Source organism: Pseudoalteromonas sp. SMS1 (assembly GCF_021530565.1).
In the GTDB taxonomy this organism is placed as follows: Bacteria; Pseudomonadota; Gammaproteobacteria; order Enterobacterales; family Alteromonadaceae; genus Pseudoalteromonas.
This window is the reverse complement of record NZ_JAKGBI010000001.1, coordinates 403297-418665: the sequence shown is the minus strand read 5'-3', so window position 1 is coordinate 418665 and position 15369 is coordinate 403297. Positions and strand designations below refer to the sequence as shown.

Genomic DNA, 15369 nt, shown 5'->3' with positions numbered 1-15369 from the left:
GAAAAATATGGATATCACAAGAAATACAACAAAAAACAAAAAAGTAAATCTTCGCCGCTATTGGCCCATTATCGCTGTTGCGATAGTGGTGTTAATTTCGGCAATCGCACTCACCAGCTTAAATGGCGCATCTTATATCGTGGATAAACAAGATGTTGTTATCGGTGAAGTTCACCGTGGCGAATTTGTCGTTGAAGTGAGGGGAGTGGGTACTTTGATCCCTAAAGATGTGCAGCTCATTGCTTCAAACGTGGAGGGGGTTGTAGAGAAGATTGAGCTTGAGGCAGGTACGCCAGTCAAAGCGGGTCAAGTCATTGCGCGGCTGAGCAACCCGCAGTTACAAGATTTGTATGATGAATCTAAATGGGAACTCGAAGCGCAGCGCAAAGATTTTTTTGCGAAAGAAATGGCATTAGAGTCGGAGATTGCCAATATCAGAACCTCAGCGGTGGAAGCCGAGCTGAAGTATAAGAGTGACAAACTGCAAGCGCAGGCTGAAAAAGAACTCATGAGTCAGGGGAATACAACGGTTGGCGCATTGGCGCACCAGAAACTGCTCCTAGCGATAGAGCAACATGTTGAGCGTATAAAAATGCAAAAAGAGCGCTTGGAAAAGATGGAAGCCAACATGCAAGCACAAAAAGAAGCCAACGAAGCCAGACTCAAGAAACTTACCAATATGTTAAGCAAAACCCAGCGCCAAATTGATGACTTGGTTGTCAGGGCTCGCATCGACGGCGTGATTCAAGAAGTGGCTGTTTCTTTGGGTGAAAGAGTCACGTATGGCACTCAAATTGCCAAAGTTGCGCCTGAAGATAACCTAGTGGCCATGCTAAATGTACAAGAGTTTCAGGTCCGTGATATTGCCGTCGGTCAGCGCGTCATGATCGATACCCGAAGCAGTGAAGTGGAAGGCATGGTTGCACGTATTGATCCTGCTGTTGTACAAGGTGTCGTAAAAGTTGAAGTGACGATAGCGGGTGCGTTGCCAGCAGAAGCGCGTCCTGATTTAAGTATTGAGGGCGTGATTGAAATTGAGAGAAAGTCTGAAGCCTTGTTTGTGAGCCGTCCAACATTTGCGCAAAGTTATCGCCCTGCAACGTTATACCGGATTGATTCTGATGGGTCATCTGCTTCTCGAACAGTTGTCGATATGGGGCGTACATCGGCGCGTTATATCGAAGTTGTAAAGGGGCTTAACGAAGGTGACCGTGTCATTGTCTCTGATTCATCCGCGTGGGATAGCCATGAATCGATTCTAATTAAGGGGTTGCTATGAGTTCAGAAAACCTAATTCAATTGATCAACGTTGAAAAGTCATTTTTGACTGAGGATGTTGAAACGAAAGCGCTCAATGGCATCAATCTGAATATTGGTAAGGGGGAGTATGTGTCACTTTCTGGCCCTTCAGGGTGCGGTAAGTCAACCTTACTGTCTGTGCTCGGGTTGCTCGATACACAAACCGCAGGCCAGTATATTTTGGGCGGCCACGATGTGTCTGATTTATCTCGAGCAGAGCGGGCCGCAGTTAGAAACAAGCAAATCGGGTTTGTGTTTCAGTCGTTTAATTTGATCAGTGACCTTACGATAGCTGAGAACGTGGCGTTGCCTTTGACATACCGCAAAGACATGAATAAGTCACAGATTAGTGAATATGTGCAGCATGCATTAGAGCGCGTCGAAATGCAGCACCGCAGTAAACATTACCCCTCGCAACTTTCTGGCGGACAACAGCAACGTATCGCGGTAGCGCGAGCGATAGTTGGCTCTCCTCCGCTAATTTTGGCTGACGAGCCGACTGGTAATCTTGATTCTAAAAATGCCGAAATCGTGACTTCATTACTTGAGCGTTTGCATCAGGATGGGGCGACGGTGTGTATTGTCACTCATAATCCGGAAGCCGCAAAGCGGGCGCAACGGCAAATCAGCCTATTCGATGGCGTGATCCACAGTGATGTTAGGGGTGTTGTCGTCGACGATGACACCGTGATAAAAGCACCGATCATGGCTGCGTCGGTCGGTTCGGTATAAGGGTTTTATATGCTGAGCTTTTCAGATTTTAATTACGCTGTCAGGTTACTGATAAAAAGTCCGTTTTTTGCTGTGATCACGATGTTGGTGTTGGCAGGCGGACTAGCTGTCAGTATGTATGTTTACTCCGTATTGAACACCATGTTGTATAAACCATTACCCATAGGTGATGCGCAGCAAGTTGTGCGAGTACAAGGGAAGGAAAAAAATCGAAATCGTTCGTTAGACGCATTTGAATTGGCTCAAATGCAACAGCATGCGCAGACCCTTGATGAGTTTGGATTATATGTTAATGGCGCTTCAATCATCTTTGATCAGGGAGCCACGCGCAGTGTGAAAACCACATATGCAAGCTGGAACATATTTCAATTCAGTCGTACTAAACCGTTACTCGGGCGGGGGTTTGTGCAAGGTGATGGTAGACCCGGCGCCGAAAAAGTTGCTGTATTAAGTCACCGTGTTTGGCAGGCCACATTTGCAGGCGATCCTGCAATTATCGGGTCTGTGGTACGCATTGATAATATACCAACGCGCATTGTGGGTGTGATGCCCAAGTATTACACCTTTCCAATCAGCGCTGAGATGTGGATCCCGCTAAATGATATTGAGTTAAATCCAATCGGCTATGCCGACGCGCCAATGAGTGCCTTTGCCCGTGTAAAACATGACACGACAATCAGAGAGGTAAATACAGAGCTAACATCCATATTGAAGCTGACTCAACTACAGTTTCAAGTTTCAAAAGAAGACGAGGATATCATTGATGCTGCTTTTGTGAGTAGCTTTCAGCTAGCACAAACGGGGAATGAGGGCGAAATTGTATTTTTGTTGCTCAATGTTGTATCGATTTTTATCTTGCTATTGGTATGTATTAATGTGGGCAACTTGATCTTGGCTCGCACCAATGAGCGGGTCAATGAGTTAGCCATTCGTCTCGCGCTAGGCGCGCCTCGCGGTAAACTTATTCTTCAGATGATGTTGGAATCGATCATTATTTGTCTCGTTGGAGGGGGTTTTGCGCTGATGCTGTGCGGTTGGATGTTGGGTCTGACTGACGCGTTCTTTAACAATGCCTTTGAAGGGGACTTACCGTTTTGGTGGAGCTGGGGGATTGATTTAGATACGGTGCAATCAACGGTTATTTTTGTGTTTTTTGCCATGTTCTTGGTGTCTTTCTTACCGACGTTGAGCGCAACTAATTTAAACATTAATACTGTTTTGAAAGATGGCTCTCGCGGATCTCAAGGGAAGTTCACAGGGAAAGTATCGCGCGCATTGGTCATTGTGCAAATCGTGCTTATTTCAGTGATTGTGTTGCTTGGCAGCATTATGGCTATCGTGGCTGGACGCGTTGCCAATGTTGATTTTGGCATGGATACAACCAACCTGTTACACACTGAAATAGCATTAGATGAAACGACTTATACGGATGAGGATAAGCAATTGATGTTTTTCCAGCAATTGTTGTCACGCTTGAGGGTCAACCCTGAGTTTGAATCCGCAATGTTGTTGCAAGAACTGGGTGCCGTGAAGTTTGGCACTGACGATGTGGCCTATGAAAGTGAAGACAGCTATCCAAAAGCGAACCTAGTGATACTTTCTGAAAGTGAGCAATTAGTTGGGATGGACTTACTCAATGGCCGTTCGTTTGACTCTCGTGATAACAAAGATGGCCTAAAGACCGCCATGATTAGTCAGTACTTGGCTGACACGCATTTTGGCGGAAGCGAAGCACTTGGAAAGCGTATTAAATTAGTCGAAGACGAAACAGACGATGAGTACACCATTGTGGGTATTCTCAGTGATGTTAAACGCGGTGATTTGTTTGTGGAAAGCGCTCTAACTCACGCAGCTATCTACTTACCTTTTGCACAATCCGTGATGCCTTCGGCTGGCGTGTTAGTGAAGTACCGAGGCATAGAACAGCGTGCGCGAGAGGAACTCATAAACTCGGTGAATAGCGTCGATAGCTTCATGGTACCTTCTCGCATCCGCAATTATGACGAAATGCTTGCCAAATTAACAATGATGGCCACCACGATGACCGATTTGTTTATTCGTTGCGGTATTTTCTCCGTGTTAATCGCTATGACGGGGGTGTATGGCCTAACGAGCAATACGATAGTCCAAAAGACTCAAGAAATAGGACTTAGACGCGCACTGGGGGCAGATGATTTGGATATCATCAAGCACTTTGTTAAGCAGGGTGCTGTGCAGTTATCTATTGGGTTCTTTATTGCGGCGCTGCTCGTCGCGCCGATTTTAATCGCGGCGACAAGTCTCATTGGGATCAGCCCATTGCTCTCTATTTTAGTGGGGCTTGGGATCATTTTAACGATTAGCTCATTGGTGACTGTAGCCATCTATATTCCTGCACGCAAGGCGGTGCTCTGTGAGCCGAGTGAGTCGTTACGTTATGAGTAATGTGGGTAAGAAAAAAAACAATGAAATAGGGAAAGTGGAAACAATGAGTATTGATGAAATCACAATGAATAAAACGCTCAGTGGTGAAGGGGCTCCCGAGCAAGCGCCGGTATATACAGATCTTGCCAATGTCACGGTAAAGGAGTTACGCCCTGTGAATGGTGTACCGCTGAGGCTCAATGTAGATACTCAAAACCAAAAGGTGAAAGATTGGGCTACTGACAATGCGGAGCACATTGAGCGGCTGCTCCAACAAAACGGCGCGCTACTCATTCGAGGTTTGAAATTTCTAGGGAGTAAGCAGTTTGGCCAAGTATTGGCAAGCGTATTTTCATCGCCTTTGATCAACTATAGCTTTCGTTCGACACCGAGAACTGAGTTAAGAGGCAATGTCTATACCGCAACCGAGTATCACTCAGATCAGACCATTCCTCAGCACAATGAGAACTCCTACACCAATAACTGGGCAATGAGAGTGGGATTTCTGTCTACCATTGTTGCACAAGAAGGTGGTGCAACCCCCATTAGCGATAGTCGTAAAGTATACGAATCTATACCGGTTCACATACGAGACAAGTTTGCCAAATTGGGGGTGATGTATGTGCGCAATTACTCAGAAATTGATGTGCCATGGCAAGAGGTGTTTCAAACTGAAAACAAACACGAAGTTGAAGCATATTGTCTTGAAAACCAATTAGATTTTGAATGGTTAGATGATAATCACCTACGTACTAAACAGGTAAATCAAGCGGTTATTGATCACCCTATTACAGGTGAAAAAGTGTGGTTCAACCAAGCCCACTTATTTCATGTAAGCAATTTAGAGCAGTCTGTCCGAGATAGCTTATTGAATGTGATGTCTGAAGACCAGTTACCGCGCAATACTTATTATGGGGATGGTTCGCCGATCGAGCTTGAAACGCTTCAGATTATACGTGACGCGCTCGCCGAACACACCATTCGATTTGATTGGCAGTGTAATGATCTGATGTTACTAGACAACATGTTGTTTGCACACGGACGGGAGCCATTTAAAGGTGAACGTCAAGTATTGGTTGGTATGGCAAAGCCATACAAGTCATAAGCTGACACCACAGCTTAGCAGTTAATAAATTAGTGAGTTAAGGAAAATAAAAATGACAAACGAGAAGAAATTTTACTTGCGTGAAGATGTGTATTTTGAACCGCTTTGGTGCCAATGGTATGCGTGGCCATATTTACTCCCGCCCGTTACAGGGGCGAGACATATGGTGAATACGCATCGTCGTATTATGAAATCTTTTATCAAAAATTATAAATTGCATATTATGGCAGTGAAACAGCCCGGTATGGCTGGTGCGGAGTTTCTAGATTGTACAGAAGAGCAAGTTGATGATATCAAAAAGTTAGTTGATAAAATTGATAATGAATACAGCGACATGGTCGAGTTGGCTGATGCTGTTCGTGAAGTAGATGAACTATGTAGAAACCACACAAGTGGTGAATCAACGGATGCTCTATATGAACAAGTACCTGGACCTTTACAGGGCTATGTGGAGTTTTTCATGGATATGGAACACAACGCCTCATATCGCTTACTCGAAAGCTTGTTATATCGTAGCCAGTATTACAAGCCAGAACTACAGAGTGTATCGTTTGGACTATTGGATAAAGTAGGGGAGCGTCCGTTTGTATTAAGCACACCACGTTTGCCGGATGACAATCATATTCAGTTTAAAGTTGGCTATGCAGATCCGATGCTGGACACCCTATTTGCTGCGAGAATGACCCCGCTTAGCCAAGCAGAAGTTGAAGCATTATTTGCAGGGCGTGAAACGGCTGGCGGCGTTCATTATTCTGAATTGTTTACTGAAAAAGCACCAGAGCATGTATATGAGCCGACAGATAAAGTAAGAATGGAATATATAGGGCATGCTGGTTTTATGATTGATACGCCTGAAGTGACAGTGCTTATCGACCCTGTCATTGCCAGCCGTGGCGAGCAAAATGCCGATGAAGTGATTAGTTTCACTCAGTTGCCAGATAAAATAGACTATATCTGTATTACACACAGCCACCAAGACCACGCAAATTTGGAATCATTACTGCAACTTAGGCACAAAACAGATACGATCTTAGTGCCGAAAAATAATGGTGGGCAGCTGCCTGATCCGTCACTAAAAATGCTGTTGCAACAATTTAATTTCAAAGTGATTGAGCTCGATGATTTAGACGAAATCCCTGTCCCAGGCGGCAAGATTGTGAGCGTACCTTTCCTAGGTGAACATGGTGATCTCAACGTAAGATCAAAAGCGGCTTGGTTTTTAGAGTTAGAGGGCAAGAAACTATTTTTCGGTGCCGATTCTTCTAACCTTGATCCGCATATGTATGAGCACATCAGTAAAGTACTCGGCAAGATTGATGTCATGGCGATTGGGATGGAGTGTGTTGGTGCTCCGTATACTTGGCTATATGGTGCACTACACACGAAAATGGTCAGTAAAAAGATCAAAGAGTCACGCCGACTAAATGGGTCTGATTCAGTACAGGCATTCAATATCGCAAAAATTTTCGACCCAGATAAAATCTTTTTGTACGCGCTTGGATTAGAGCCTTGGTACAAATATTTCATGGGTTTAGATTATGATGAAAACTCCGTGCAGCTAATTGAAACGGACAAGATGATTGATTTGTGTAAAGAGCATTTAGGCGTTGAAACAGAGCGTTTGTACGGGAAGAGACGTTACGAACCATAGTGGAACACACTGAATGGGCCCCCACGCAATGTTTGGTGTATGTGTTCGGGGGCCATTAGGCTTCACTCTTAATATCAAAAACAGCCGAGGCTACCTCGCAAATTTTGCAACTCTATTTGTACAGAATAAGATTAGGATAAACAGGGCGTGCTCAAAAAGCATGAGAGCGGTGTGCACCCATGGCTGAGTCTTAATCCAAGAATACGTTTTTGTTTGAGATACAGTCTGCGATTATGGTTTAAAGTTGGGTACTTTCGAGTACGCTTCTTAATCACTTTGTTGACTTGGCTCATTCAGTGAACGTTTACAGGAGCACATGGTGTTTAGTGCTTAACTTTTTAAAAGGAGCTAATAATGAAGATTCAACTGAAGAGAAATAAGCTTAAAAATTTATCAAATTTAAACGGCAATAAGAGGTTGCCAGAGGATGTGACGCCTAAGATTGGGGGAGGCATTAAAATAGCACCTCAAACACACTATCCATTTGCATGCTAAGTTAATAATGCCATTAGAACGTGTCGTTATCTCAGGCACGTCCTATTATTTTGCTCACCTACCCAGCCTACTTTTGGCGCCGCTATTGTGAGCTTCCTGCTACTTACATTTACCTTCCATTGCTATGAATTGTATCAGTAATCCAATGCGAATTTGCAGTTTACTTGACACGCGAAGGTCAGATAAAGTCACTAGCGACAGTGGCACATAGCGTGATATAAATTGTCATAATCCTGTTATCCAAATTACCTATCATGCATACAGTGAGCAATATTTAATACAAGGAAACATGGGCACTATGGCAACGCAATACTACGAGAACAATGCGTTGAAGCTGGCAAAAATATACCAGTCACACTGTTTTGAATCATTACACGCGAATTGGTTAATATATTTAGAGCCATATTTAACGATAAAAGGTATGACGTTTTTAGATATTGGCGCAGGCGCTGGGCGAGATGCAAAGTTCATTGCCGAAAACGTAGAGCAAGCTCATGTTGTAGCGGTAGAACCGGTAAGTTCTTTGAACCGTTTGGGGCAAGCCTATACACGTGATCTGCCAATCAAATGGTATCGGGATGAATTACCCTGTTTATATCAAGTTAAAAAACATTGTGAACAGTTTGATGTTATTTTGGTGAGTTCTGTATTTAATTATTTAGATACCCATGCTTGTGTTCAAGCTTTGCTGACGATACGTTCATTGCTTAGGCCCAAAGGGTTGTTAATTCTGAAGCTTCGCCACTGCGAAGACGAAAAGGAACTTACCAAAAGAGGGTTAATGAACGTGGATGTGAATGCGCTCATTGGTTGTGCAAAAGAAGCTGATTTAGTGTGTGAGGATATGACCGATCTTGAAGAGGACGCGCAGGGAAGGACTCATACAAAGTGGCAAACTTTGCTGTTTAAGCCCATTTAAAGGCTTAGCCAAGTGAATAAGCTAAGCGCTTTGTCGCACTTAGCTTATCGCTAAAATCTCTTGTTTATTGCTGTCTGACCATGCCTTGCTTGCAGCGTCTGCCTGACTTAACCAAACAAAGTCAGTGTGCTCTTCTGCACAGAGCGTGACCTGAATATGATTGGGTACACAAATACTAAACACATGCTCGGTGTTGATAAGCGCACCTTCAACGTACCTATGTCGCCATTGTGGCCTTATTTCATAGTGGTTTTGTTTATTATGCTGCTTGATTTGGAGGTTGAGTGCACGGGCATCAATGCCGGTCTCTTCTCGTAGTTCTCTATACGCGGTTTCTAAACATGACTCTCCATGATCTATTCCACCAGTTACAGACTGCCAAAATTCGCAGTCATCTTTTCTTTGTAATAATAAGAACTGTTTATTTTCATTATAAATAACAACAAGCACTGAAGCCGGTTGGCGTAACATAGTCAATCCTGATTATTTTAAAATACAAACATAGTGTACCAAATTGGTACGAAAACGCGTCGTTTTTTGATTAGTTTGAAAGGCAATAAATCGCAGGCAAAAAAAAGGCAGGCAAAACGCCTGCCGAATCTCCAAAAGCAACAATTCGTGCCAAGGAAATACCCAATAAACCAACATCCTTATTAGTAAGCTCTACTTCTCGGGAGTTCTAGGAGGCACTTAAAATTAAGTGTTGTCTCCAAAGGAACGACTTCATCCTACACGTATGTTTTTTATTTGTAAATATATTTAGGGTAAAAAAGTTCACATGTAATTTGTATGTTTAAAATGTATACATATTTATTTGTTTTATGCGTTTTTTCATATGTCTCAGTTAAAAATGATTATATACAGTGAGATAGTGTATTTTTCATGCGGTTGGAGAATGCTGTTTCTGTTACAGGTAACATTTGGGAGAGAATGTAATTTTATGAAATATATGGCTTTTAATTTTAAAAGTACACAAGGAAACATTTAACTTTTTCTGGTTAGTACATTTTTGTGTAAAATAAATGTTAATTTTAAGGGCGGGTAAACACCTAATTAATTGTTGTTAAGTCGTCTCGCCACATCTTCATTCTCAGATAACAGAAAAAATCACGGTTGAATTGCTTGGAATAAGTGGTTTTCTATACCATGCTTACTCAGGTGTATATTCGATATTAACAATATGCTAGTTGCAATTTGGTTATCAGTTACAGTGGCGTTGTCGCCCAGTGAGATGTTTAAAACATTACACCAGCTCAAAGATCTAAACAGTAAAAACTCGCCACAAGCTGCTGATTTATTCCGCTCAGTAGAAAGTAGACTGCCAAGAAATCCAAGTAGAGGTTTGTACGAGTTATACCGCATCGGTCTGGAATCTGGCGTGCGGGTACAGGATGCAGGTATTGTGCGCGATGTTATATCAGTGCTCGCCACAGAGGAATGGCAAAGTGTTGTTGAAGGTGGTGAGCTTGATATCGTCACAGCGGTTGCCATCTACCATCGACGTATTCACGATTACAGCCATGCCGAAATATTAAATGAATGTGCAATTTCCTATGCAACAGACCCAAAAGAGTTTGCGAGAGTCGCAAACAATATGGCAGTTGTTTATCGATATAGTGATCAGCTCCCAAAAGCCAGTAAGATTTTAAAAGAGTCTTTGCTGTTGGCAGAAGACAGAGAAATCATCGCACATATCAAGAACAATCTAGGCAATATTTACTTTGACCAACAAAAGTATCGCAATGCGCAGCTTATGTATAAACGTGCATTTCGTTTTCATTCAGAAGTTGGACAGTCAGGGTATGCGGCGGGAACTGGGCTGAATTTACTAAATACACACATATTTTTACAAGATTGGCAGGGATTTTCTAGATACAAAAGCTCGGTAAATATGGAGATTAAGTCCAGCAATTTACCTGTATTCAAACATTTTTTTGCGTGGCAACAACTTCTTTTCGAAGTGACTCAAAAAGGGAAAAAGCTGCAGGTCGATGCGCAGACACAATTAATTGACTCAATTCCATTATTGCTAAAGAGTGAATTGGGACCTTCCTTAGCGTTTTATGTAAAGTTACTCAATAATTCGAAACTCCAACAAGCCTTGCAAGATCAACTCAATAAAACACCAAATATCAAAGATATAAAGACACCTACCGGCAAGAGAATAGCGCTCGAAAAGTGGTGTTCTAATGCCTCGGCCGCGAAAAATTATTTTTCTGATTTTTAATTTTATTTGAATTTGGTTAAAAAAAGGTCAATACTCCAGTTTCCGTATCAGGAAAACTTGTAAAGGAAACTATAATGAAATTATTAAAGTCGATGTTAGCGATATCGTCGCTGACTGTCCCCTTGCTCTCACAAGCTGCTATTCCCTATCAAAATGAAGAGTACACATTTACACAGCCCAATGGTGAAGTACTCTCTGTTTTTCTCAATGGTAATACTTACTATGCAGAGCAAAGAACACAATCAGGTGCCTTAGTGGTGTTTGATAAAAACCTAAAAGGGATGGCGTATGCAACAGTAAGTGATGATGGGACTCAGCTTGTGTCAACCGGCGTGCTTGCATCAGAGCGCAATATGGGGCAGGGCAGTATGCTCACTGCGCGTGCGGTAAAACAGCCCGGTCTTTCAAGCAGCGCAATTCAATCACTTGTAGAGCAAAAACAGCAAGAGTTGATGCCAGCGATAGAAAGCCCCCTTATGACGCGCATGCAAACTAGTTCGGTGAATACACAAATTAGCGGTCAAGTTAAGGGATTAACGATTATCATCGATTTCCCAGATGAGCGTGGCACGATCACCCAGTCTCAAGTGGAGCGATTCCTAAATGACAGGAATTACACGGAGTTTGGCAATGCGCAATCTGTCAGAGGTTACTTTTTAGAGGTCTCTGGCGAAAAATTGGATTACACCAATACGGTCACCGCGTACTACACCGCCAAGAAAAATAAAGCCTATTATGCTGACTCTAGCCTCAGTTCAACGGTGCGATCTCAAGAACTCATAAAAGAAGCATTGAACTGGCTTGAGTATCAACAAGGTTTTAATTTCTCGACGTTAACAACAAATAGCAGTGGCCAGATCCGAGGCCTCAATATCTTTTATGCCGGCAACTCTGACAGTGCATGGTCAAAAGGTCTGTGGCCGCATATGGCAAGATTAAGCCCGAGGTTTTGTGCTGATGGCGTGTGTACAGACAGATACCAAATCACTGACATGCGTGCCAGTTTATCCATAGGGACTTTTGTGCATGAGTCTGGGCATTTGATCACCAATTGGCCTGATCTATACGATTATGATGGCAGTTCGGAAGGATCTGTTGCTAGCTATGGTGTGATGGGCTTCGGAGCTATTGGCACAACCAATAAATTTCGTCCAACTCCACCAGTGGCGCATTTTAGAGCGATTGCAGGCTGGGATACGGTGACAGAGCTCAATCCTGCTGTCAACGCAAATGCACCAAGTGGACGACTAAGTCACACATCAGATAGTCATACTTCTTACAAGTGGACTAACCCAAACAACAGCAATGAAGCCTTTTATATCGAAGCTATCCACAAATCTGGGCAAAACTCAGAGCAACCAGGACAGGGCCTTGCGATCTGGCATGTCGACAGTCGTGGTAACAACTCCAACGAATGGTACCCGTATATTCAAATGGAACATGCAGATGGTAATCGTGATCCTGAATACGACCGCAATCGCGGTGACGGAACAGATCTTTACAACGTTAGTGGTGAGTTTAATCGTGTTCTACCAAACGCATTAACGTCACGTGGCACCAATGCATTGTGGTGGGATGGTAACGATTCAGGCCTGTCGATTTCAGGTATTTCGGATCCGGCAAAAACCATTTCATTTACAGTTGATTCCTCGGTGATAGAACCACCTAAAGGCGAGGTCTACAAAGGGACATTATCAAATGGCGCACAGCAAATTCAACCCAATGGTAGCTGGTTCCAGTATGGTGGTGGTCAAATGAAACTAGACCTAACCGGTCCAAGCTCAGCTGACTTTGATCTTAAGCTTGAGCGATGGCAAGGAGGGGCATGGCAGCAAGTTGCGATTTCAGAAAGCCCAACTTCTGTTGAGTCAATCTCCTATGGCGCAACAAGCGGCTATTATCGCATCATTGTATATTCGTATTCTGGTGCAGGTGATTACACGTTAGTTGTGAACAAATAACCAGACCGACAGCTCACAGTCAAACAGTGGACCTTGGTAACACATTATCTGGTCCACTTTGAGTAGTACATTGCGCTTTTTTACGCTACTTACTTTATTGAAAATTCCCATCTAATTTTTCTTCCTTATACATAAAGCTTGCACTTTGTTTACGTAAAACATTCACGCAAACAGTTTACACACAATTTCCTGCATTGATATTAAACGAATCTGCTAAGTTAAAATTTAGTAAAATATTTGTTTGATCTGAAATTGAAAATCATTATCATTATTACCTGTATAGGGTACTTTTGGTATTTTAGTAACGCTTATACGCTAAATGATTAAGGAGTAATTATGTCTCGTAGATTTTTATTGACTGGCGCGACTGGTGTCGTGGGGCTCTCAATGATAGAGCTTTTATCACCCAATGATGAGATTGTTATTCTAGTTAATCAACGATCTTTCAAAGAGTTACCAGTTGGAGTAAGTCGCCAAATTAAAGGCGATATTCGTAAAGAAAAATTTGGGTTAAATACTGAGCAGGTTAACGAGTTAAAAGGTATCGAGTGTATTGTGCACAGTGCTGCGCTCACTGATTTTACTGCTGATCCGCAAGTATTGGCAGAAATCAATGTCGCAGGACTAAAACATGCCATCGATTTATCTGAACAGTTAAATGTGCCGCTAATCCATATCAGCACGGCATTTGTGAAAGGGCGTAATGGCCATGATTTTAATAATTATGAGCACAGTAAACGCGAAGCCGAAGCGTGTCTTGGTGACAACATTACGGTGATCCGCCCATCGGTTATTATTGGTGACAGCGTCGCCGGATTAATGCCGAAAAAGCAAGGGATCCACAATATGCTGAAACTGGCAACCAAGGAAGTTATACCAATCGTACCCGGAGATGCGAGTACACTTGTGGATGTGATTCCACGCGACATCGTCGCCAAGTGTATTTTGACCATCGTTGATCAAAAGCTCAGCGGCGAGTTTTGGTTAACGGCTGGTGAGTTAGCTAAAACGTTAGGCGATTTATTGACGTTAGGCGAAGATGAAGAGTTAAAGTCACTCTATCAAGTCAGTTTTAAGGCGCCAAAGCTGATGAGTCCTACGACTTTTGAAAGGTTAGTTAAACCTGTCTTTATGCCTGCACTGCCGAAGCGTTTTAAGCGCATGTTCGACGAAACCTCTATTTACTTGAAATACTTAGATATGTCCGAAGGTTTTCAATCTGACATTGGCCACTTGGCGGAAGTCGCAGGAGAGAGTTACGATTACGATATTCGTCATACACTCGCAAAAAATCTAGCGGCGTATGACCATCAGCACCCGCTAATCGCTGCGCTTGATGAGGTAAATTGAGGTGAGAGCACATACATTAGAAATGCTCAAAGCGCACAGCAATCGCTCTAAAGCTCGACTGTCCAGCTTGATGAACCTACCCATCGAGTGCACCGCCCAAGGTGCCGAAATTATAGATGAGACAGGCCAATCATATGTTGATTTTGGCGGGTTTGGTGTCTTTATTTTGGGCCATCGTCATGCACAGGTCGTGTCTGCTGTCAAAGCACAAATTGACTGTATGCCCATGAGCTCTCGCACGTTAGTCAATCCCGTACTCGCCAGCGCCAGCAAAAAGCTGGTCGATATTTGCCCGGAAACGCTGGAATACGCATTTTTCACTAATTCTGGGGCGGAGTCGACTGAGCTTGCGCTGAAATTGGCTCGTGCCAATGGCTGTAATCATATTATTGCCGTGACAGGGAGCTATCACGGAAAGTCACTCGGTGCGCTGTCGGTTACCCATCGCGATGCGTTTCGGGCGCCTTTTATGCCACTGTTTAACAATGTTGAGTTTGTAGAGCGAGACAACCTCGAAGCGTTGCAAGCTGCGTTTGAACGCTGCGATGGTAAAGTGGCATTTATCGCAGAGCCAGTGCAAGGTGAAGGTGGTGTGTATACCTTGGGGTATGAATTTTTACATAAAGCAAAGGCGCTCTGTGTCCAATCTCAGGGGCTGTTTATTTGTGACGAAATCCAATCCGGGCTAGCCAGAACAGGCGCTATGTGGGCGATCGATAAGTTTGGGATCACCCCTGATATATTGTTAGTGGGTAAAGGATTAAGTGGTGGCGTGGTGCCTTGTGCCGCGGTAGTTGCAACCGAGCGCGCGTTTGCACCACTTAATCAGGACTTTATGCTCCACTCAAGTACCTTTGGCGGATCACCGATTGCACTTGCAGCAGCTGAGGCAACCATTGACGTATTGATTAGAGATGATGTTGCCAAAAGGGCGCACACACTTGGTGAGCAAATTGCTTCAAAGCTCACGCATATTACTGAACAGTTTAATCAACGCCACCAATCAAGCATTGAAATCCGTGCAGAAGGGTTATTGATTGGCATTGACGTTGAAACCCCTGCACGCGCTGGGCAACTGACTTTATCTTTGCTTAACCAGCATATACTGACCAGCCATTCATTGAGTAATGCATCGACTGTGCGACTTACACCAAGCGCCTATTTATCAGAGCAGCAGCTCACTCACTTATACGATGCATACGCTAATGCACTTGAAAAGATTTAAGG

General features: G+C 43.4%; 11 protein-coding genes. 10 read left to right on the top strand and 1 reads right to left on the bottom strand.

Annotated features, from left to right (window positions below; translation table 11 throughout):
- Positions 1-7: 7 nt before the first annotated feature.
- From L1286_RS01730 to L1286_RS01705, 6 genes are all read left to right on the top strand, one after another.
- Positions 8-1279: an HlyD family secretion protein gene (locus tag L1286_RS01730; RefSeq protein WP_235405208.1), complete on the top strand. Its 1272-nt coding sequence runs from the start codon at positions 8-10 to the stop codon at positions 1277-1279.
- Positions 1276-2031 carry an ABC transporter ATP-binding protein gene (locus tag L1286_RS01725; RefSeq protein ID WP_235405207.1) on the top strand — a complete coding sequence of 252 codons (756 nt, stop codon included), beginning with the start codon at positions 1276-1278 and terminating at the stop codon, positions 2029-2031. The genes L1286_RS01730 and L1286_RS01725 overlap by 4 nt, the downstream gene beginning before the upstream one ends.
- Positions 2032-2040: 9 nt before the next feature.
- Positions 2041-4455 (top strand): ABC transporter permease, encoded by a 2415-nt coding sequence (locus L1286_RS01720; RefSeq protein WP_235405206.1) that lies wholly within the window; start codon positions 2041-2043, stop codon positions 4453-4455.
- On the top strand, positions 4424-5539 hold the full coding sequence (locus L1286_RS01715; RefSeq protein ID WP_235405205.1) for a TauD/TfdA family dioxygenase: 1116 nt from the start codon (positions 4424-4426) through the stop codon (positions 5537-5539). Before L1286_RS01720 ends, L1286_RS01715 begins: the two co-directional genes overlap by 32 nt.
- Before the next feature lie 52 nt (positions 5540-5591).
- Positions 5592-7190 (top strand): MBL fold metallo-hydrolase, encoded by a 1599-nt coding sequence (locus L1286_RS01710; RefSeq protein WP_235405204.1) that lies wholly within the window; start codon positions 5592-5594, stop codon positions 7188-7190.
- A 793-nt stretch (positions 7191-7983) separates the two neighbouring features.
- On the top strand, positions 7984-8604 hold the full coding sequence (locus tag L1286_RS01705; RefSeq protein WP_235405203.1) for a class I SAM-dependent methyltransferase: 621 nt from the start codon (positions 7984-7986) through the stop codon (positions 8602-8604).
- 39 nt (positions 8605-8643) lie between these two features.
- Here the strand turns inward: L1286_RS01705 and nudB are convergent, their stop codons facing one another.
- Positions 8644-9075 (bottom strand): dihydroneopterin triphosphate diphosphatase, encoded by a 432-nt coding sequence (gene nudB / locus L1286_RS01700; protein ID WP_235405202.1) that lies wholly within the window; start codon positions 9073-9075, stop codon positions 8644-8646.
- Between the two features lie 709 nt (positions 9076-9784).
- Here nudB and L1286_RS01695 point away from each other — a divergent pair.
- The 4 genes from L1286_RS01695 to L1286_RS01680 all read left to right on the top strand — a co-directional run bounded on the left by L1286_RS01695 (position 9785) and on the right by L1286_RS01680 (position 15367).
- Positions 9785-10831 (top strand): tetratricopeptide repeat protein, encoded by a 1047-nt coding sequence (locus L1286_RS01695; protein ID WP_235405201.1) that lies wholly within the window; start codon positions 9785-9787, stop codon positions 10829-10831.
- A 74-nt stretch (positions 10832-10905) separates the two neighbouring features.
- Positions 10906-12792 carry a M6 family metalloprotease domain-containing protein gene (locus tag L1286_RS01690; RefSeq protein ID WP_235405200.1) on the top strand — a complete coding sequence of 629 codons (1887 nt, stop codon included), beginning with the start codon at positions 10906-10908 and terminating at the stop codon, positions 12790-12792.
- A gap of 336 nt (positions 12793-13128) precedes the next feature.
- The gene (locus L1286_RS01685) at positions 13129-14142 is read left to right on the top strand and encodes an SDR family oxidoreductase (protein WP_235405199.1); all 1014 of its coding nucleotides are present in this window, start codon (positions 13129-13131) and stop codon (positions 14140-14142) included.
- 1 nt (position 14143) lies between these two features.
- On the top strand, positions 14144-15367 hold the full coding sequence (locus L1286_RS01680; protein ID WP_235405198.1) for an aspartate aminotransferase family protein: 1224 nt from the start codon (positions 14144-14146) through the stop codon (positions 15365-15367).
- The last annotated feature ends 2 nt before the right edge of the window (positions 15368-15369 follow it).

Coding starts and splice junctions, on each gene's coding strand:
- L1286_RS01730 (WP_235405208.1), top strand. CDS start 8: ATGGATATCACAAGAAATACAACAAAAAACAAAAAAGTAAATCTTCGC.
- L1286_RS01725 (WP_235405207.1), top strand. CDS start 1,276: ATGAGTTCAGAAAACCTAATTCAATTGATCAACGTTGAAAAGTCATTT.
- L1286_RS01720 (WP_235405206.1), top strand. CDS start 2,041: ATGCTGAGCTTTTCAGATTTTAATTACGCTGTCAGGTTACTGATAAAA.
- L1286_RS01710 (WP_235405204.1), top strand. CDS start 5,592: ATGACAAACGAGAAGAAATTTTACTTGCGTGAAGATGTGTATTTTGAA.
- L1286_RS01705 (WP_235405203.1), top strand. CDS start 7,984: ATGGCAACGCAATACTACGAGAACAATGCGTTGAAGCTGGCAAAAATA.
- nudB (WP_235405202.1), bottom strand. CDS start 9,075: ATGTTACGCCAACCGGCTTCAGTGCTTGTTGTTATTTATAATGAAAAT.
- L1286_RS01695 (WP_235405201.1), top strand. CDS start 9,785: ATGCTAGTTGCAATTTGGTTATCAGTTACAGTGGCGTTGTCGCCCAGT.
- L1286_RS01690 (WP_235405200.1), top strand. CDS start 10,906: ATGAAATTATTAAAGTCGATGTTAGCGATATCGTCGCTGACTGTCCCC.
- L1286_RS01685 (WP_235405199.1), top strand. CDS start 13,129: ATGTCTCGTAGATTTTTATTGACTGGCGCGACTGGTGTCGTGGGGCTC.